Below are 20,815 nucleotides of genomic sequence, written 5' to 3' on the forward strand. Positions count from 1 at the left end.
GATATGACTAGTATCATAAAAATCGCCTTTTCTTTGTATTAAATAAAACCGGTGCAAGATAATCTAATGAATAAGCATTTTCGGCTTCTCTAATCTTCATTAACCTATCTCTTTTGAGAGTATTCATATCCATTAATGCAATAAGCTTCTTCTGTTTATTCAAAATAAAAGGCTCTGTTTCAAAAATATTCTTTCTATATCTAATTAGAACAACATCAAAATTTTTAAACGAAAGCTGATTTTTCTCACCTGATATCAATAGCTTAATGAAATCTGAATATTTTGCCTCAATTTTATCTGCATTTACATACTGTATTTTAGAATTATCGAAAGTAACATCTGATAAATATCGTTTTTGTCTTGCTTGATAATCGACATCTATTAATAAAATAGAATCTAGTTTTTTTGATAGACTTATAGCCAATTGACCCACAAATAAATCATATTCATCGCTTTCTTCAACTGGAACAATTCCAATAACATTATCTTGCACTTGATATGGGATACCCGTATCAGCGATAAATTGATTAACTAACTGATCAACATTTTTAGAAAAATTATTTTCAATCATGGTTTCCACCTAGCAGCTTCTCTCGTAGTACTAATAAAATAAATTTAATATTGCCAAAAAGATAACGCCTAAATAATCTTTTGGGTTCTTGTGATAATCTATAAAGCCATTCTAAATTATGATTTTGATACCACATTGGTGCTCGATTAATATTACCTGATAGGACATCAAAGCTCCCCCCAACACCCATAAAAATAGAATTAACTGAATCTTTCATTAAATAATCAATTAAATATTCTTTTATTGGAGATGTTATTCCAATAAATATAATATCTGGTTGCTTTTTCCTTAGTTCTTCACTAACGGCCGGCCAATCTGCTTCCGTAAAATAACCATTTCGATAACCGGCAACATTTAACTTAGGATAATCACTATGGAAATTACTTAACATCTTTTCTACAACCTCTTGTTTGGATCCCAAAAAATAAACTGAGTAATTCTTTTTTTCTGAAATATCCAATAAGCTTTGCATTAAATCAATTCCAGCAACACGTTCTGGAAGAGGATGTTTCAATATCTTAGAGGCAATTACTAATGATGCCCCGTCAGCATTAATAATCTCAGCATTCTTTATAATATCGTCATATTTATCATCGATACCCAAACCATTAATCTTATCTGCATTGACTCCCAGCAAATGAGTCGGTTTTTTATCACGAATCTTTTGCTCCACTAGAGAAACCGTTTCTTGCAAAGTTAACGGATCAACTCCAACTCCAAATAAAACTTCTCGTTTCAATTTATGCGTTCTCTCTTTCATTTGAATACCTTTTTACCCCAAATCTGATTAATATAATTTAAAGACGTCGGTTTTAGCAAAAATAATAAAATAACATAAACAATCATCGCGACAATTATTTTTAAAATAAGACTGACAATCGTGTTAGGCCATATATCATTAAGCAACACCAGTATTCCTAACATCACCAAACTAGATAATAAATACTTAGGAACATTTACAAACCAAATTTTAACGTTCATTTTTTTCCTTACACTATTCAACTGAATAATAAAAACCACAAATTCTGTTAAAACAGCTGTTATACAAGCACCATACAATCCAAACTTAGATATTAAAATAAAATTCATTGGAACATTAAATATAGCTCCACATATTAACGATTTTATATATGTTTTCATTTGATTGGTTGCCACCAAATACTGATCCGCAGTTACACTTGACCATGCAATAAATATAATTTCAAAAACAACGATTTGCATCACTTTATCAATCCCATTAAAAGCCGGCCCAAAGAAGAAGCCAGAAAAAGGTTTTGCTATCCCAATAATTCCAAATAACATGGGCAATGTGGCAGCCGATATGATATCAAACGTAATTTTCAAATACTCAGGTATTTTCTTACCATCGCCTGACGAGTAAATGTTAGCCATTTTAGGCATGACTACTGTACTAATAGATGTAATCACAACTAATAAAATCCGTATAACTTTATCAGCGCTTTCAAAATAACCTAACGCATTAACCGAATCGACTATTCCTAAAAAAGTTCTACCTGAAAATAAAAATATTTGAATCGCAATTTGAGGCAAAAAAAAGCTCATTGTTGCCTTAATATGCTGTTTATAATTCAAATCCTTAAAATTAAATCTAGAAACTTTAATATATTTGCTAATTGTTGGCCAAATAATAATATTTCCAAATAATGTAGACAACATCAAGATTAGAACGTACATTAACAAATCATGCTTGTTCTTCACTAACAGTAAAATTAACCCTACTGAAACCAACTTTACAAAAACATTCCGTAAAAAAATGCTTTTAAAATTTTCCACACCCATGAACAACCAGGATATATCAAAAAACGTGGCTACAATAGCAATACCTTGAGTAATAAATAGTGACTTATATGATCCACCAAATAAAAATACAAATCCTAAATATATTGTCCCGACAATGAAAACTAATAAGAACCTTAAAATTTGGATCTCAAAGAAAAATTTGGATAATTTTTCTTCATCATCCCTAATATAGGCAACTGTTCGATTTCCGTATAGATTAATACCCAGATTGGCAATCAATAGAAAATAGGACATCACAGCATTTGTATATGCATTTGCTCCTACTCCTACAACACCGATTGTCCTAGATATATACGGAATCGTTATTAAAGGTAAAAAGATCGTTAAAAGTTGATATGACATATTGTACAAATAGTTTTTTATAATTTTCATCCTATTATTCATTTAATACATCCTGATCACTTTCTTTACGATATTTAATCACTTTAGCTGGATTTCCACCAATGATCGCATATGCCGGGTATTCCTTGCCTACAACTATAGAACCAGCTGCGACTATGACCCCTGGATTTAATTTAGCACCCGGTAAAATAATACTTCTTGCCCCAATCCAGACATCGTCCCCAATATAAACAGCTTTCTTATTTACTCCTCCTTCAATTAATAACTTATTCTGTCCTACGATATTATGATTTTGTGTCAAAATTAAAACTTCCGGCCCCATCATTACATTTGATCCAATTTTAATTTTAGCTGCAGCAATAATTTGACTACGATCACCAATACTAGAATTATCACTAATTGATATGTTTTTCATGTAAGATATCTTCGTTTTGGGCCTAATCGAGACATTTTCTCCCACATTATCAAATAATTTTCTAGCATAAAAATTTTTAATTCCTCTAAAACAACGTTCAATTCGACTAAGTCTATAAGGAACTTGAATGTTATTTAAAAAAATATATATTATTGCTGAAAAACATTTCATTCCAATGCCTCCTTTCCTTTTGAATCATCAATAACAAAATAGGCATATGCAATAGCTAAAATGCTACTTGACATTGCATTAACGAACACATGGCCACCAAACATGCTATAAACAAACATAGTCACCAGCATCCAACTAACACTATCTTTTGATCTATTCCAGAAATTTTTAAAACTTTCTTTGAAATAATTTATATACACTAAACAGCCAATCAGACCATAACTAAAATAAAAATCAAAAATATCCATTTCAGTAACGACCCGTCTCATCAAAACATTTTGTGGATTTGAATAATATCCAGTACCCAAAAAATGTATAAAGAAAAAATTACCAGATTGGATCATTTCATTGAAATTATCTCGTACAAAGTTTGATCGATTACTTGTAATAAATTGGACAATATTACCATCCATTTGTTGATAAAAATACATTCCTCGCGACACCAATCCATTTACCGAATTAGAAAGTGTTGGTATAATCGATGGCCATGCCAAAATCATAATAACTACAATGGTTATCAAAATATTTTTCTTAACTTTTGTTGATACTTTATGATCTACAAGAGATCTTAAAATCAAAAAAGTAGGATAAACGATTCCGAAAATCATTCCAGTTTTCGTAGCAGTTAACAATAGAGAAATTAATACCGCAAGAAATAAAAATCCATTTACAATGATATTTCTACGATTTGCTATTTTGATATAGCTAAGAACTTCTTCGCCTAAAAACACCAATAATCCCATTAATATAGCTGATAACGAGTTGACTTCCACAAAGTAGCCTTTAAATCCAATACCTTCTTTAGCCGATAACAAACCACTACCTTGAACATCATAAGTAGCCAAACCACTTCCCATAAGAAATGGGATGAACATCATCAACGCATATAAAAAACTAATAATTGTAAGATACACTTTAATATCTTTCTGACTAATCAGACCTAAAAGATTAGCTTTATAAAAATATGCAAAGTATAGAAAAGACAACATAATTCTAGATAATGATTTTAAATCACTCAAAAAGGGAACTGATGAATGATAAATAACTAACATCTGCAATACAGCTATAGTCAAATAAGTAAGCAAAACACCTATCATTTCAAACGTCTGCATGTATACAACATCACTAGACACAAACAAAAATAAAAGCACCACAAAAATCATTAAAATTCTATATACATCTGATACATGATGTCCTAAAAACACTCCATTTAAGTTCTCAATAATGGGCATTATACAAAATAATACCCCAATTATATAGACCATTTTTTTGTCATTTTGCATCAATAATATCCTTACTAATCATTTACGCCGAATTTTAGAATTTCAATTAAACTGATATAGCCTTTTAGTTCTCAAAATATCCGCCACTTGTTCAGGGAAAAACAATTTATTCCTCTTAAAAATAATTCGAACAATTATAAGGAAGTAAAAAACAAAAAATATCGTACTAGTTATCAGCATTAATTGCATTTTATTTATATTTCCTATTCGATAGGCTTGATCAGTTCCATTCAAAAGCTTACTTTTATTAGTCGTAATTAACTTTGGCAACTCATCTTGCGCCACTAACCCAAAAGCATTCACTATCTTAATGCTTTCATTTTTTGAATTATCTGCAACTTGAATCGTTACGATTTGAGAATCAGTATCTGTTAAAATTGTCAATTCTTTCTGAAGATCATGTGTACTACGATTAATATTGCTACGCTTGAGATTATTATGGACTTTGTCCAAAATGATCTCATTTGTTAACAATTCTTTATACGTACTGACATATTTAAGATCCATTTGTGCATCATTAGTTTTTGGTGAAATAATCACCTGATTTGTCGCAATATATTGACTTGGTGAAATTTTTTCAACTATAAAAGTAGTAATTCCTCCTGAAATGATAGCTAACAATAATATATATACACTGTATTTTTTTAAAATAATTTTCAGGACACTTGTACCTAACTTTTCCATATTTACCATTTCTAATATGCCCCTCTTGGTCTAATCATTTGAACAATTGTTTTCAAGACGATCATAAGATCTAATCCAAAACTTCTTTGTGTAATATACTTAAAATCTAATTCAATCATTTCATCAAAACTCAATTCATTTCTTCCGCTAACTTGCCACAATCCTGAACATCCTGGCTTAACCCTAAGACGTTTTTTTTCACGCGATGAGTATTTTAGTACCTCATTTGGCAAAGGCGGACGAGGGCCAACCAAACTCATATCTCCAATCAAAACATTCACTAATTGGGGCAACTCATCTAAACTAGTTCTTCTTAAAAATTTGCCCACAGTTGTTACTCGCGGGTCATTTTTCATCTTAAACATGGCGCCCTTAACTTCATTCTTATCTTTTAGCTTTACTAGTTCTTTCTCCGCATCAACCTTCATGGATCTGAATTTATACATTTTAAATACGTTTCCATTTTTTCCAACTCTCATTTGTGAAAAAAATATATATCCTTTGGGGTCTTCAAATTTAATTGCTACCATAATAATCAAAAAGATAGGCGACAACACCAGCAATCCCAAGGTTGAGCATACAAGATCAAAACAACGCTTCTCAATTAAATATGCCCAATGATCCTTATCATTTCCCTCAATATACATGGTCGACCTATCCCTCATCTTTCAAAGGCAGGTAACGTTTAGACTTTCCAAACGAATAAATTCCCGAAAAACGATTTTTTTCACCATCCTGTGTATTAAAATCAGCATGGTTCATCTGGTTAAAATTAATTTTATAGGATACCGTGATAAAACTTTGATTCATCACCAAATCGAACAATCTATTATGATCAAGAGTCATGATCAACCAAGTTTTAGGATTTTTATCATTCCACATCATACCGCTAACTAATTCATGTTTATCATATAGACCACTTGCATAGATCTTGCCAATATCTGAAATCCCTAATAGTTCAGTATTGGGCCTTCCAAACTGTTTATAGATCTCAACGTCATTCAATTCTTTTTTTTGACTAGGCAAGGCCACCTTGTCTTTAGCCAAAATCCACCAAGGAAATTGTCCGGATGTATTCGGACTTACTACCCTATTGTCAATCATTAAATCTGGCTCATTAATTTTCTTATCAAACAAAAAAACATGAAATTCAACTAAAGAAAAAGCATCATTAATCTCAGTTTTTTCGAATTTAAAGTTAATTGATTGACTTTCCCCATAAGCACTAGAAATTAAAATCCGTTGTTCTTTTTTTCTTAAGCCTACAATATTCATACTAAAAAACACCCCCGCAATCCAACATCTACAAAATGTTCATTTTATAGATGTGCTATTTTGAGTAAAAAAATATTTTTCACAAATACAAAAATATATTTATAAATTATAATTGTAAACGTATTGTATTTTTCAAGTACTTGCAGATAGCTATTTCATGGTGTAGAATATATTCTATAAAATGAACGTTTTATAGATGTGCTATTTGAAGACAAAATTAAAAAGAGTTCTATTATGGCTTACGTCAGTAGAACTCTTTTTTATAATTTAAAATTTATTCATTTTTTTCGTCTATTATTTATTCCGGATATTTTTATAATTTTATATATAGTTGATACACCTACATTAACTTGTTGCGCAATATCTACAACCGAAAAATCAGAATTACTATATAAATCAATAATTTGTTCCTTAGTACTTTGTGATAAAGCGGGGCGCCCTAGCTTTTTACCATTTAACCGTGCTTGTTCTAAGCCTTCCTTAGTACGTTGTCTGATTGTATTTAATTCAAATTCAGCAAAAGTTGCTAACATTTGATATTGCAAAACACCTACTGGAGTGGATGTATCAAATTGTTCTTTGATACTAACTACTTCTACGCCATTTTTATTTAAATCTTCTATAATTTGAATAGCTCGACTAGAATGACGACCCAAACGGTCCAATTTGTAAATATAAAATATTACATTATATCCTTGCCTACTATAATCTTTTGACAGATCTATAGCTTTTTGCATTTGCTTTCTTTCATCAAGAGTACCACTAACCTCTTCTTTAAAAATTGTTTTACAACCTGATTTTTTTAAAGCTCTCACTTGTAATTCCAAACCCAAGTTTTGCTTTTCAGCTAAAGACACACGAGCATAACCAATTCTTACGTATTTAGTCATCGTTTCTCCCCTTTACAATTAAAACAGCAGTTTATCTCTGAATAATTGTAGGCACACATACAAGAAATATACAAAAATATATTCTATAAATGCAATAATCAACATTTAAAACAAAAAAAACAGTAGTAAATAGCGAAAATGGACTTCGCTGTTTACTACTGTTTTTGACATTATGCCTAATTTTTGAAGAACGGGAAGTACTTTAACCCAATTCTTTTATAATTGCATTTAATATGTACCCAGATGCGTGTCCGTCTCCGTATGGATTCTTTGCTGCTGCCATTTTATGATAAGACGCTGAATTGTCTAATAAATCTTTCATAGCATCTTTAACCTGACTAGCTTCAGTCCCAACTAATTTCAAGGTTCCAGCTGATACACCTTCTGGACGCTCAGTTGTCTCTCGCAAGACTAAAACTGGTTTCCCAAGTGATGGTGCCTCTTCTTGAACTCCCCCTGAATCTGTCATTATAAAGTAGCTTTGTGCTGCGATATTATGAAAGTCAATTACATCCATCGGCTCTACTAAATGAATTCTATCGTGCTCACCTAGCACTTCATGAGCCAATTTTTGAACAATGGGACTTAAATGTACAGGATAAACCACTTCTACATCAGTATATTGATCTACTACCTCACGAATAGCACCAAATACCCTTCGCATAGGATCTCCCTGATTTTCTCGTCGATGCATAGTTACCAAAATCATGCGGTTATCATCTTTTTTCAACTCATACGGATGATTAACATATTCTTCTTGAACTGTCTGTTTTAACGCATCAATGGCCGTGTTACCTGTAACATAAATATGATCCTTTGAATGATTTTCTAACATCAAATTTTCTTTACTTAATGTCGTAGGGGCAAAATATATATCACTTAAAACGTCCGTCATTTGCCGATTCATTTCTTCAGGAAAAGGGCTGTATTTATCCCATGTTCGTAGCCCCGCTTCAACATGACCAACCATTATTTGATGATAAAAAGCACTCAAACTAGCCGCGAAAGTCGTCGTCGTATCTCCATGTACTAAGATAATATTTGGGTGTTCTTTTTCTATTATAGGATCAAGATTAATCATTACGTTACTAGTAATTTGACTAAGAGATTGTTGCTTTTGCATAATATTTAGATCGTAATCTGGTTTTATTTTAAATATATTCAAAACTTGGTCTAACATTTGACGATGTTGTGCCGTAATAACTGTAATCTCCTCAAAACGTTCCTGTTGTTGCTTTAAAGCTAAAATAATCGGAGCCATTTTAATTGCTTCCGGACGTGTCCCAAAAACAAACATAACTTTTATCTTATTCATAATTAATCCCTTTCTAACTACTTCGAGATTAACACGTTTTTTGTAGAACAAAAACTGTTTCGTTTATTGTAATAGTAATTTATAATCTCATATTTTATCTTATTTATTCTTAGGAACTAATACCTCTCGTTTATCATAAATATAATAAAAAGCATGACTATCATCTATCGAATTTAGTCATGCTTTTCATTATATTTTATCGACATTTAAGGTAGTATCGTCACTGATTGTGTATCAATAGCATTACCTGTTCCATCCAAGATACTTACAGATACAGCTTGACCTGTATTAGTAACCAAATTTCCAACGTAATATTTAAAGTTGCCATTTCCTGGCGTAATCCCAACGGTCGTTTGAGGAATCGCATCTATGTTGACCCTCACACTTACAGCATTATTTCCACTATAAGTGCCATAAATAAATCCGTCATTATTACTAATTGAGTATGGATTAATACTAGTAATCTCGTTATCATCATTGTTTTGCCCCTCGTGAACTGTAACTTCCGTTGCAGGACTAGTTTCGGTTCCATTGGTCTCAACTAGATGTAAGATGGTATATGCCTTTTGAGGATCAATAGTCACTTTAAACGTTTTGTCAGCACCGACAAGTCCGCGACCTATTTCATTTCCATTTTGATCGGTAACTATAATGGTATTTCCAATTTCATAACCTGTACCCTTAATGACAGTGTCAGTATCATATACAGTATCGGTAACCACCGGTGCTTTAATATCTACATTCTTATGTTTGACGATTGTCGAAGCTGCATCGCTCCAACCTACCCCTGTATTTTGTATAACATTGATGGTCACACCTACATTTTGCTTAGGAATTTCAATTTCATAAATTCCATTACTATCTACTGTTCCCTCACCAATGACTTCATCTCCAACCTTAACCTGTATCTTAGCTCCAGGTTCACCTTCTCCAGTAATAGTAGTATCTACGTCATATACATCCTCAGCCGTAGGAATGCGATGTAGCAATCCCCAACCTGGATCTAATTGATGAGTTGGTAAAGTGTAACTAGTATTATATTTATTAACTATGTCCCAATTAATTACTGAATTTTTTTCAATCAAACCAGCATTGAATATGTAACTTGAATTGTTTTCTGCATCAGGAACTCGCATCCCTGTATCAGTGACCATTTGTCCTAAGTTAAAATTCAAATGAACATCAAACGTAGCTGAGAAAACCCACGATTCATTTGGATTAATTACGCGAATAGTTGCTCCACCATCTTCAACTCTAATATCATGTGGATCATAATTACTAGTAGCCCCATTATTGAACTGGAATGTGCCAGAAACATAATTATTAAAACTAGGGTCATTAACTATTTCTTGTAATTCTTTTGGAACCGAGAAAACTGTTTCAGTCTGTTCGTTAACTCCTATCGAAACAATTGATTTACCAGTATAATGGAAATCTAATTCCCCTGTAGTAACACTGTTATTTCCTTGTAATTGCAATCCATTTGCACCAGATCCAGATACATTTAATGCTCCTGAAGTAACTACGCCTAATTCTTGGGGATCTTTTTCTATTTGTGTTGTTTTATTATCCTGTTCAGACGCAGATACATCACTAGCCCTTAATGCTGTTGTTGAAAAAAGTAATCCAATCACTAATCCGGTGGTTATTATTTGCTTTTTCATTAAACTATTCCTCCTGAATAAATAAGTTCAATCGACATCAACATTAAAAACTGATTAAAATCAAATAAGTTTTTACATTTATATGTTAACACTTTCACAAACGTTCGTCAACATTTTTATTCATTAAAATCTATTATGTAAATCTAAAACACCTTCCTTTAGACCTATATCTTAAAAAAGATAATACATTTTTATTTTATATTTCTATAAAAATACAATAATTGTGAAAATAAAGACTTAAATATAAATAAAAAGAACCTAAACAAAACTTGTTAGATCCTTTTTATTTATTGTTAAATATTATTTTCAACCCCTGGAACTTTAAACTCTAAATCAGGCGATAGATAATCAAAATCCAATCCTGGCTTAGCATTCAAGTCCCAACTAGCACGCTCTCCATGACGATAAGCAATGTCTCCGGCTGCCCCGATCATTGCAGCGTTATCTCCTGCTAATTGCAATGGGACTTTGACTAGACGTGTGTGTGTAAACTCCGTCAGCAACTGATCAAGGCCATCACGTAGTCCTTGATTAGCCGCAACTCCGCCTGCCACAATTAGCATTTTTACTGGATAAGTTTTTAAGGCCTGACGTGTTTTCGTTAGTAAAATATCTAACACCGCCATTTGAAAACTAGTAGCTAGATTAATCAAATTCAATTCTTCATCACGTTGATCAGCATTGTGCTTTAAATTAATAACTGCACTCTTAAGACCTGAAAAACTAAAATCTAATTTTCCATCATTCATCAAAGCCCGTGGAAGTTTATATTCATCTGTCCCTTGATGCGCCATTTCGTCAATCTTTTTACCAGCTGGATAAGGCAAACCCATCGTGCGCCCAACTTTATCATATGATTCACCAACTGCGTCATCCCGAGTATCACCAACAACCACATATTCATATTCAGATTCCATCAGAACAAATTCAGTATGCCCACCAGAAACCATCAAAGCGAGAGCTGGATATTGAATTGGTTCCACAAATTGCGCAGCTGAAATATGCCCAGCCATATGCACAACAGGCACCAAGGGTAATCCGTGTGCCCAAGCAATTGTTTTCGCAGCAGTTACTCCAATTAGCAAAGCTCCTACCAATCCAGGACCATATGTTACAGCAACTGCAGTTAGATCATCATACGTTAATTTAGCATCTGTTAAAGCAGCATCAACTAACAGGGTGATTTGCTCAATATGATGTCGACTAGCTACTTCAGGAACAATCCCCCCAAAGCGTTGGTGACTTTTAATTTGTGTCGCAATTTCTAAACTAAGGATTTCGTTCCCATTCTTAACAATTGCCACACTCGTTTCATCAGCACTTGATTCAAAAGCTAAGATAATTCGATCAGTCATCTTCTATTCTCCCCATCCATTAATTTTTAAATCCATCAATTGAGCCGCTTCTACTGGATTTTGATAATAATTTTCACGTATATAATAAGTCTCAAAGCCTAAATGATGATATAATTTTTGCGCCTTTTGATTTGAAGCTCTAACCTCTAACAAAATTCTGAGAGGTTGTTTAAATTGATCCAAACATCTCATCATTAATGATCGCCCAATTCCTTGTTGCTGCCAATCAGGTGCTACTGCCACATTTGTAATTGATAATTCATCTAAAACCAGACTAGCACTAACATAAGCAATTAATTTACCATCTATCCGTCCACCAAAATACCACGCCGTTGGTTGGGATAAGTCCGCAGCAAAAACCGCTTTCGACCAACCATGCCCTTGATAACTTTGCTTAGTCAAATCAAAAATCTCATCCACTTGGAGTACGTTAGTCCATTCCATTGCTAAAGTCATTTAGCCGCACCGCCCACTTTAACCATCATTTCTAACGCTGCTTCATGATCATCATAATAATCAGGATGTTGTCGAATCACGTTAAAATTAAGCTTTTCATATAAGTTTTGAGCTATAACATTATCCTCGCGAACTTCCAGGGTCACTCGCTCAAAATGATGTTGTACAGACAAAGACATAACATAGGCCAATAGCGCTTTAGCCAGACCTCGATTTTGCCATTGTGGATGCACAGCAATGTTCGTAATATGTGTAGTCTTTTTACCAGCCGCAAAATTAGCCCCAATATAAGCTAAGGCCGAACCCGTTTCTTTAGCTCGTAAAACCAAATATAAACGTTCATTCGTCCTGATCACTTCATCTTCAAAAACTTCTAATGGCCATGGTGTACTACCTTCATAAGCAGCTTCTTCGATATCAAACATATCAACAGCATCATTTAACTGCGCCACCATTAGACTATATTCTTGCCCACCAATTGTCATCGTTTGAACAAAATTTTGAACTTCCACCGGTAAAGTCGAACTTTGTTTACGAGACCACCATTTATTTAATCTTTTCAACATAATCTTTATTCTCTACATTCGGATGTAAGGCTTGCCAATCTGCTTCAGCTTGAGTGACACGTAAATAATTCGGATTAAAATTATGTATTTCTACAGAATCACGTAAAGGTGTAACATTCTGAGCTAAGTCAAACATATTAGTTGCATGTGGTAAATTATCTGTTGCAAATTTGGCTTGAGGAACCTTACTTTGAAGCATCTCTTTAAACTTATGATATTCACCCACATAAACTACTGGTTGATCACCGACCGCTAATGGTAAATCATAAATTGAACTATGACGATCAGATTCTACCATCATTAATTGCCCCGCTTGCCAACGATATTGTCCTGTATATACATTCTCATTTCGGGCGTCCATCATCGGAATAATCAATGTATTATCATCCAAAACATTAGATGCTAACAAAGCTAATCCAGAAATACCTCTCAACTCCAACTGAAGCGTAAAAGCCAAAGTTTTAGCCGTCGTTACTTCTAGGCGTAATCCTGTATATGAGCCAGGCCCTTGACTAACAATTACTTGATCTAGATTTTGAGGGGTCCAATTTTGGTTCTGTAATAATTGATCAATAGCTGACATTAATTTTTCTGAATGATTTCTAGTTGAATCCATTTCTAGTTGTTCTAATAAGACTCCATCTTTAAAAACAGCCGCCGTCAAGGGCTGATTTGATGTATCAAACGCAATTGTTTTCAATCTTCTTCTCCTTATTTTTGCACTGTCTTAGTTCCACCAGCATCCCCATTGGCCCCTTCTTCAGTTCCAGGATTAAACCAATCGGCCCGGGCATTCGTATTTTGTACTTTTAAATTAAAATACCCTACTATCTTATCTGGTGCTTGTTCCCACGTGTAAGACTTAGTTAAATCAGCCTGAGTTATAATTCGCTTACTAATCGTTGGAAAGAGACAACTTACAATTGTTAATGTTGATTTTTCCGTTGGTGCTAATACATCAGACGCAGTTTCTTCTTTAGCGACTTGATTAGTAATTGTATAGCGATAAATCCCTTTTTCATTAGCCATATAGACAAATTGACCATTTAACCAGTCAGACTCACCCAACTGACCATTCACTAAGTAAGGCGCGTCATTATTTAAATCTTCTTGCAGACCACTAAATCCTGTTTTACCGTCATTAAAATTATGAGCAGCCAACCCATAGTTACCTTGTCCCATAACTGGAATATTTTTACCTAGTGGATCTTGAGCATAACGATTGGCATAATCGGCCCCTAAATTCAAACCGTCAACTGAATATGCATCATTATAGATAGGCAAAAGAATGGCCTGCGATGGAATTGCAACAAATCCAACTTTTTCAAATTTGTCAGTTTTATTTTGATCACGCATCACCATTTTTTTAATTTGTGTTCGATCAACTTTGATTACAGCTTTTTTTTGAACCTGCTTAGATTCATATTGATTACGATGCTGAGTCACCCACGCCTGCACATCAAAGATGTCTGCATTATAGGCTGTTACACCAACTCCCCCAACTATCAATAAAATAGCCGTTGTTAAAACAAAGGTTGTTTTCCTATGTAATAATTTTTGGATTGAAGTGATAATTAACGCAACAACCAAAATAGCAATTAGTGGAATAATTAAATCGGTCCAATTATATTGTGTACCCGCGATCGTTTGGTTCATCTACTGAATCTCCATAATTTTTATTCATAATTTTAAAAAACTATTCTTATTATATCTTTATCACTAATAAGTTACAAACCATTTCCTGCATTGGCATTCCCCGTGTTATAAACTAAAAAAGAAGCTGAAACAAAATAGTTCCAACTTCTTTATCAAAATGTTATATAGCACTCTTATTTTAATTTTAAATTTCTTGAGCAAAGTCAGAAGGTTTATACAACTTTAAATACTTTGTCAAAATGAAGTCAACCACAAATCCCACGATAATTGGAACAACGAAGAAGACAACAATTGAAATCATTGGGTTAACATAGTTAGTAATCCATTGTGCATCAGCGGCGTCTTTCGCAACTGATTGAATAGGTGTAACCATTCCAATCCAACCAAATCCAGCTGAAGTAGGAGTTCCTTGAACATTGAACAATGCAACTGGAATTCCTGAAATTGCAGCTGTGATTAAGAATGAAATCATTGTTGCTGGCTTAGCAAACACTGAAGGCATCATTCCCTTCATCGCTCCCAAGAAGATGGCAACTGATGTTCCCTTCTTATTAACCTTAATTGAGTTAATCAATAGGACAACAGTAGTTGCAATAACTCCAACTCCAGCTGCACCAGAACCCAAACCAGCTAATGAAATAGCCAAGGCAATTCCAACCGTTGAAACTGGGGTAATGATAATAATTGAGAAAGCCATAGCAATCAACATTGCCATAGGAACTGGTTGTAATGTTGTAAATGTCTCAACAATGTTTCCAATCCAAGTTGTCACATCTCCAACATAAGGAGCGATTGCTTTTCCAATCAATCCGACTCCTCCACCAACAACGATCGGTGTCAAGATGATAGCAACAGCTCCGAATCCCCATAGGTACTTAGCAATTAACCAAATCACTAAGACACCGATGGCTGCAACGATCATTGCATTAATAACATCGCCAGCTCCAGACGTCATATAAACCGTTGCAGGAACTTTTGAAGCAACTCCTGTTACAGGATTAACAAATCCTTTAGGTGCCGTAGCCCACTTAGTAGCACCTGAAGCAGCAGCCACAGCAATTCCTAATGTTCCAACATCCAATGGCTTCATGTTAAATTGCAAAGCAACACATACCCCAATCAAAAGCGGAATAAATGAAGTGAACAAAACCAAAATAGCATTTAAATCAGTAGCCCAGTTCGTAACTCCTGGCGTGATAAATAATTTTAAAATATATTTCAAAACAGCGGATGGTAGCACCCCAATCAAAATTCCTTGGGCTGATCCACTCAAAATTTTAAAGAAAAAATCTTTTACTTTTAGTTGATAACTTCCATCAAAATAATTCATAATCCTATTCTCCAATATAAAAAGACGCCGAGATTCCATAATCATAACAGATTCGAATGTAACAACTTACTTAGTTATCTATCAATATCGGTCATAAAAGAACGGCTTAGCGTCTTATTAATGTCTACATGAATTTATAAAAAACAATCTTAGTATTCAACAGCGATGCTAGGAACTTCACCATTGATGAAATCCAAGCTAGCTGAAAGTGATTGTGTAACCATTTCATAAACGGCCTTAGTTGTATAGAAGGCAGTATGTGGGGTTACAAGTACGTTTTCGCGTGAGATCAAGTCAGCGATACGAGCATCTGGGAATTCTTTGTTTTCCCAATCTTCATTGAACAATCCAACTTCATCTTCATAAACGTCGATTGCCAAATCAGAAATCTTACCTGAATTCAAACCATCAATAACTGCATCAGTATCAATCAAGTTTCCACGTGAGCAGTTAACGATAACAACGCCGTCTTTCATCTTAGCGATTGATTCAGCATTGATCATCTTATCGTTGGCTGGAACACCAGGAACGTACAATGAGATAACATCAGCTTGTGCGTACAATTCATCCAATGTATCAACATACAAACCTTGTGCTTCAACTTCATCGTTTTTGTACAAGTCATATGCCACAATCTTAGCACCGAAACCTTGAGCAATCTTCATTGCAACACGGCCGATATGACCGGTTCCGATAATTCCGATCGTTTGCATACGCATTTCACGACCAATTGTTGGAGCCCAACGTAAGTCATGGCGAGCAATCTTAGCATCCAAAGCCTTAGTCCGACGTAGCAAACGTGACATTTGGATCATTGAGTGTTCAGCGATTGCATTTGGTGAGTAAACTGGAACGTTTGAAATGCTGAAGCCAAATTCGCGAGCAGCTTCCAAATCAATATTGTCGATTCCAACGTTACGCAATGACATCTTGTTGATTCCAACTTCATGCAAAGCAGCCAAAGTTTCACGAGTATAATCTAATTGTTGATAAACATCAACTGCATCGTAGCCTTCAGCCATCTTAGCAGTTTCAGCATCTAATAGTTGATCAGTAAAATCAACTGTTACTTCTGGGTTTTCTTCGCGCCATTGGTTCAACGCTGGAATTTCATCATCACGAATTCCGTATGCAAAAATCTTTGCCATAATTCTATATATCCCCTTTTTTATCTAAATTTAAACAAAGCAATTGTGTTCTGAAAAGGTCATGTGAAACTACATACACTCTTCTACATAATAATTTTAACGCATCTAAGCTTTTTATTCAATTATATTAGCGATTTCAGCAATCATTTTACATTCTTCTTATAAAAATATGAAAGTTTATTGCAATTATTTAATCTTTCGCCCTTTAAATATTAAAATTTAACAGCCTGCTCAGGGACTTGTCCTTGTGTATAAGCCAATCCAGCGTCTAATGATTGTTCAACCATTTCTTCTGAAGCCGTCCAAGTATAAAAGGCCGTATGTGGTGAAACAATCACATTATCACGGGTTATTAAATTCGCAACTCGTTGATCAGGGAACTCTTTCCCAGTCCAATCAACATTAAACAATCCGCCCTCGTCTTCATAAGTGTCCATCGCAAATCCATCAATTTTACCTTGATCTAACCCGGAAATCACAGCATCCGTGTCCACCAAATTACCACGACCAGCATTAACGATGACAACCTTATCGCGCATTTTTGCTATAGCATTTTCATCAATCATATGATGGTTTTCTGGTAATCCTGGAACATGCAAAGAAATACCATCAGCTTGTTCAAACAATTCATCAAGGGTATCGACATAAAGTCCCGCTGCCTCAATTTCAGGATTATGGAACTTATCATAAGCAATTACTTTAGCCCCAAACCCTTGGGCAATTTGAATAGCAACCCGACCAATATTTCCAGTTCCCACAATTCCTATCGTCTGTTTACGAACTTCACGTCCAATTGTTGGTGCCCAAGCTAAATTGTGATTATAAACTTTAATATCCATTTGCTTCATATGCCGGAATAAACGTGACATCTGAATCATTGCATGTTCAGCAATTGCATTTGGCGAGTAACGTGGAACATTTGACACACTAAATTGATATTTCTTTAAAACATCAAAATCAAGGTCATCTGTTCCAACATTTCGTAGTGTCAAAATATTAATCCCTAGGTCATGTAATTGGCTTAACGTTTCTTCACCTACCGGAATTCCAGCTTGTAAAATATTAACAACATCATAACCTTCTGCCATTTTAGCAGTTTGAGGTGTCAGTAACTCACTGGTAGTATGTACCTGAACCTCCGGATGCTTAGTCATCCAAACATCTACTGCAACCTGTTCATCTTCTCGAATTCCAAAAGCAATAATTTTCATATTATTTGGCTCCCTTATCTTGTGCTGAATACAATAAAATCTTCTAACCTTAATTTTAACAGATTATCCAGCAATCAAAACTTTTCCACTCAAAATTAGTCTATAAATATTTAAATTAATAGGTCTTTACTTTTAATTCAATTCTTTTATAGCGCTTAACCGAACTCATTAAAAAAAAGCAGAATTAAATTCTCTGCTTTCCTTTTTAACGAATAAATTAATAGATCATCAATTATCTAATTGACGGCGATCTGATCGCCATTGGTCTACTAAAATTAAATCTTCTTTCGTTGCTTCTTTCAATATGAATTGTTTTGTTTTATTACGATCGTTTAAATAATTAACTTGTTGCCGGTGTCGTGCACGGTATCGTTGATTAGCGACCCGTTGTGCTTCCTTTGGATCGTCATATTTCCTAGGTCGGCCCCGATGCTTAATTTCACTCAACATAAAATCACCTTTCCTAAATTGGGCTAATTTATATATATTCACAACCTTACAATATTTATTGTAAAGCCTTTATTAAATAAAATTCACCAATTAGTTACATAAAAATGTTAAAAAATAAGTTGATTTTACGTAACATTCGTAACGTTTATGTTTTTTTAATATATTTATACAAAAAAAAGATCAATTAATTCATTTAAAAACGAACTAATTGATCTTTTTAATTTTGAAATTAAACTTCAGGCTTAATTATATCAGCACCAAAGTATGGGCGTAGAACGGTTGGAACTGTAACCGTTCCATCTGCATTTTGGTAATTTTCCAAAATGGCTGCTACAGCCCGGCCAACAGCTAATCCAGATCCATTCAAAGTATGGATATATTGAAGCTTACCATCATCATCTCGATATTGAATCTTAGCGCGACGTGCTTGGAATGCTTCAGTATTTGAAATTGAAGAAATTTCACGATAAAGATTTTGTTCAGGCATCCAAACTTCTAAGTCATGCGTTTTGGCAGCTGAGAAGCCCATGTCTCCGGTTGACAGTGTCAAAACATGATATGGCAATTCCAACTTTCGAAGAATGTTTTCTGCATCTTTTGTCATTTCTTCCAATGCTTGATATGATTGCTCAGGTTTTGTGAACTTAACCATTTCAACCTTGTTGAATTGGTGCATGCGAATTAAGCCACGTGTATCTCGCCCTGCAGATCCAGCTTCTTGGCGGAAAGAAGGTGATAGTGCCGTTACTGAGATCGGTAACTTGTCTGCATCAATAACTTCTTCACGATAATAATTAGTCAAAGGTACTTCCGCAGTTGGAATTAAGGTCATGTCTGAATTAGTTCCAACACGGTAAGCATCGTCTTTAAATTTAGGATATTGACCAGTTCCATACATAGCATCATCTTTAACCATGTAAGGCGTAATCATTTCGGTATAACCTTCTTTTTGATGCTCATCTAGCATAAAGTTATAAATCGCTCGTTCAAGTCGGGCTCCTTGACCAACATAGTAAACAAACCGTGCCCCAGAAACCTTAGCTCCTCGTTCCCAATCTAAAATACCAAGGTCTTCCCCAATCTCATAGTGAGCCTTAGGTGTGAAATCAAATTGACGAACCTCACCCCATTTATACTCTTCACGATTAGAATCTTCATTAGGTCCAACTGGAATGGTTGCCTCTGGCAAGTTAGGAAAGTGTAAAGCCCGATCATTTAATTCAGACTCAATTGCAAGAATTTGATCATCTAATTCTTTAATACTTTTTGAAACATGCTGCATTTCTGCAATTACGGCACTGGCATCTTCTTTAGCTCGCTTCTTTTGTCCAATTTCATCAGAAACCTTGTTACGGCGTGCTTTCATCTCCTCAGATTGAACTAATAAGTCCCGGCGTTTCGTATCAGCAGCTAGATAGGCATCAACATCCTCAGCTGCAACTCCTCGACCTGCTAAGCGTTCCTTAGCTTCGTCTGCATTATTTCGTAAATATTTAATATCCAACATATCTTAATCCTCAACTTTTAATGTCTTAATTTCATTATCAATGAGTTGGAAAACCTTTTCTAAATCATCTGGATGTTCAATAAAGTCCAAATTATCACCATCAATCATTAATTTTGGTGATGCTGAATATTGATCAAACCATTCTGTATAACGTTTTGTTAATTCTTGATAGTACTCATACAACGAAGGATCTTGATCAATTTGTTCAAATGAACGCCCTCTTTTTTGAATCCGACTTAACATTGTTTCAAATGAAACTTTCACGTAGATCAATAGATCAGGATTTTTAATAACGGCATCTTCAGATTCATCAACTTGTTCCATCATATTATGTAATAGATCTCGATAAATTTCAGCTTCTGTTTGAGTAGCCCGATCCAAATCGGCATTCAATTGAAATAGTAATTGGTCTTCAAAGATAGATCGATCAATGATATTTAAATGCGATCCTTGAGCGTCTTTAATGTTTTCTAGACGCTTATTTAAAAAATAATTTTGTAGCAAAAAACCATACTTCTGTGGATTTTCATAAAATAATGGCAAAATTGGATTATCATCAACCGATTCATAATAAGCCTGTGAACCGAGATGTTCAGCCAAAAGCGTTGCCAGGCTGGTTTTACCCGCCCCAATAGTTCCTGATAATACAATCATAATTTAAGCTCATCCTCTACTTTTTTCTAACACTAATCTTACCAAAAAATA

22 protein-coding genes are annotated in these 20,815 nt (G+C 34.3%); all 22 read right to left on the reverse strand.

Features of this window, described 5'->3' with window-relative positions:
• Positions 1 to 13 precede the first annotated feature (13 nt).
• Positions 14 to 571, reverse strand: coding sequence for a hypothetical protein (locus WKK_RS02745; RefSeq protein ID WP_013989377.1), 558 nt, complete (start codon positions 569 to 571; stop codon positions 14 to 16).
• Positions 564 to 1,331, reverse strand: coding sequence for a WecB/TagA/CpsF family glycosyltransferase (locus WKK_RS02750; RefSeq protein WP_013989378.1), 768 nt, complete (start codon positions 1,329 to 1,331; stop codon positions 564 to 566). Before WKK_RS02750 ends, WKK_RS02745 begins: the two co-directional genes overlap by 8 nt.
• Positions 1,328 to 2,764, reverse strand: coding sequence for an oligosaccharide flippase family protein (locus tag WKK_RS02755; protein ID WP_158306221.1), 1,437 nt, complete (start codon positions 2,762 to 2,764; stop codon positions 1,328 to 1,330). The genes WKK_RS02750 and WKK_RS02755 overlap by 4 nt, the downstream gene beginning before the upstream one ends.
• A gap of 4 nt (positions 2,765 to 2,768) precedes the next feature.
• Positions 2,769 to 3,149, reverse strand: a complete 381-nt coding sequence (locus tag WKK_RS02760; protein WP_242821454.1) for an acyltransferase — start codon at positions 3,147 to 3,149, stop codon at positions 2,769 to 2,771.
• A 167-nt stretch (positions 3,150 to 3,316) separates the two neighbouring features.
• On the reverse strand, positions 3,317 to 4,552 hold the full coding sequence (locus WKK_RS02765) for an O-antigen ligase family protein (protein ID WP_242821455.1): 1,236 nt from the start codon (positions 4,550 to 4,552) through the stop codon (positions 3,317 to 3,319).
• Between the two features lie 93 nt (positions 4,553 to 4,645).
• Positions 4,646 to 5,296, reverse strand: a complete 651-nt coding sequence (locus WKK_RS02770) for a YveK family protein (RefSeq protein WP_006845988.1) — start codon at positions 5,294 to 5,296, stop codon at positions 4,646 to 4,648.
• 2 nt (positions 5,297 to 5,298) lie between these two features.
• Entirely contained in the window at positions 5,299 to 5,934 is a 636-nt protein-coding gene (locus tag WKK_RS02775; protein ID WP_013989382.1) for a sugar transferase, read from the reverse strand.
• A 7-nt stretch (positions 5,935 to 5,941) separates the two neighbouring features.
• The gene (locus tag WKK_RS02780; RefSeq protein ID WP_013989383.1) at positions 5,942 to 6,562 is read right to left on the reverse strand and encodes a hypothetical protein; all 621 of its coding nucleotides are present in this window, start codon (positions 6,560 to 6,562) and stop codon (positions 5,942 to 5,944) included.
• 278 nt (positions 6,563 to 6,840) lie between these two features.
• Positions 6,841 to 7,452, reverse strand: coding sequence for a recombinase family protein (locus WKK_RS02785; RefSeq protein WP_013989384.1), 612 nt, complete (start codon positions 7,450 to 7,452; stop codon positions 6,841 to 6,843).
• A gap of 202 nt (positions 7,453 to 7,654) precedes the next feature.
• Complete coding sequence (wecB, locus tag WKK_RS02790) at positions 7,655 to 8,767, reverse strand: non-hydrolyzing UDP-N-acetylglucosamine 2-epimerase (RefSeq protein ID WP_013989385.1); 1,113 nt, start codon at positions 8,765 to 8,767, stop codon at positions 7,655 to 7,657.
• 206 nt (positions 8,768 to 8,973) lie between these two features.
• Positions 8,974 to 10,431 carry an Ig-like domain-containing protein gene (locus WKK_RS02795; RefSeq protein ID WP_013989386.1) on the reverse strand — a complete coding sequence of 486 codons (1,458 nt, stop codon included), beginning with the start codon at positions 10,429 to 10,431 and terminating at the stop codon, positions 8,974 to 8,976.
• A gap of 293 nt (positions 10,432 to 10,724) precedes the next feature.
• Positions 10,725 to 11,786, reverse strand: coding sequence for a tRNA (adenosine(37)-N6)-threonylcarbamoyltransferase complex transferase subunit TsaD (gene tsaD / locus WKK_RS02800; protein WP_006845995.1), 1,062 nt, complete (start codon positions 11,784 to 11,786; stop codon positions 10,725 to 10,727).
• 3 nt (positions 11,787 to 11,789) lie between these two features.
• Positions 11,790 to 12,242 carry a ribosomal protein S18-alanine N-acetyltransferase gene (gene rimI, locus WKK_RS07145; RefSeq protein ID WP_013989387.1) on the reverse strand — a complete coding sequence of 151 codons (453 nt, stop codon included), beginning with the start codon at positions 12,240 to 12,242 and terminating at the stop codon, positions 11,790 to 11,792.
• Positions 12,239 to 12,808, reverse strand: a complete 570-nt coding sequence (gene rimI / locus WKK_RS02810; protein ID WP_006845997.1) for a ribosomal protein S18-alanine N-acetyltransferase — start codon at positions 12,806 to 12,808, stop codon at positions 12,239 to 12,241. The genes rimI (WKK_RS07145) and rimI (WKK_RS02810) overlap by 4 nt, the downstream gene beginning before the upstream one ends.
• Positions 12,789 to 13,508, reverse strand: a complete 720-nt coding sequence (gene tsaB / locus WKK_RS02815; RefSeq protein ID WP_013989388.1) for a tRNA (adenosine(37)-N6)-threonylcarbamoyltransferase complex dimerization subunit type 1 TsaB — start codon at positions 13,506 to 13,508, stop codon at positions 12,789 to 12,791. The genes rimI (WKK_RS02810) and tsaB overlap by 20 nt, the downstream gene beginning before the upstream one ends.
• Positions 13,509 to 13,519: 11 nt before the next feature.
• Complete coding sequence (locus tag WKK_RS02820; protein ID WP_013989389.1) at positions 13,520 to 14,464, reverse strand: sortase domain-containing protein; 945 nt, start codon at positions 14,462 to 14,464, stop codon at positions 13,520 to 13,522.
• Between the two features lie 184 nt (positions 14,465 to 14,648).
• Positions 14,649 to 15,794, reverse strand: coding sequence for a PTS sugar transporter subunit IIC (locus tag WKK_RS02825; RefSeq protein ID WP_006846000.1), 1,146 nt, complete (start codon positions 15,792 to 15,794; stop codon positions 14,649 to 14,651).
• Positions 15,795 to 15,943: 149 nt separating this feature from the next.
• The gene (locus WKK_RS02830; RefSeq protein ID WP_006846001.1) at positions 15,944 to 16,942 is read right to left on the reverse strand and encodes a D-2-hydroxyacid dehydrogenase; all 999 of its coding nucleotides are present in this window, start codon (positions 16,940 to 16,942) and stop codon (positions 15,944 to 15,946) included.
• Positions 16,943 to 17,154: 212 nt separating this feature from the next.
• The gene (locus WKK_RS02835) at positions 17,155 to 18,153 is read right to left on the reverse strand and encodes a D-2-hydroxyacid dehydrogenase (RefSeq protein WP_006846002.1); all 999 of its coding nucleotides are present in this window, start codon (positions 18,151 to 18,153) and stop codon (positions 17,155 to 17,157) included.
• Between the two features lie 228 nt (positions 18,154 to 18,381).
• Positions 18,382 to 18,603: a hypothetical protein gene (locus WKK_RS02840; protein WP_013989390.1), complete on the reverse strand. Its 222-nt coding sequence runs from the start codon at positions 18,601 to 18,603 to the stop codon at positions 18,382 to 18,384.
• A gap of 229 nt (positions 18,604 to 18,832) precedes the next feature.
• The gene (gene serS / locus WKK_RS02845; RefSeq protein WP_013989391.1) at positions 18,833 to 20,110 is read right to left on the reverse strand and encodes a serine--tRNA ligase; all 1,278 of its coding nucleotides are present in this window, start codon (positions 20,108 to 20,110) and stop codon (positions 18,833 to 18,835) included.
• 3 nt (positions 20,111 to 20,113) lie between these two features.
• Positions 20,114 to 20,764 (reverse strand): deoxynucleoside kinase, encoded by a 651-nt coding sequence (locus WKK_RS02850; protein ID WP_006846005.1) that lies wholly within the window; start codon positions 20,762 to 20,764, stop codon positions 20,114 to 20,116.
• Positions 20,765 to 20,815: the final 51 nt, after the last annotated feature.

The sequence above is a fragment of the Weissella koreensis KACC 15510 genome (assembly GCF_000219805.1).
GTDB lineage: Bacteria > Bacillota > Bacilli > Lactobacillales > Lactobacillaceae > Weissella > Weissella koreensis.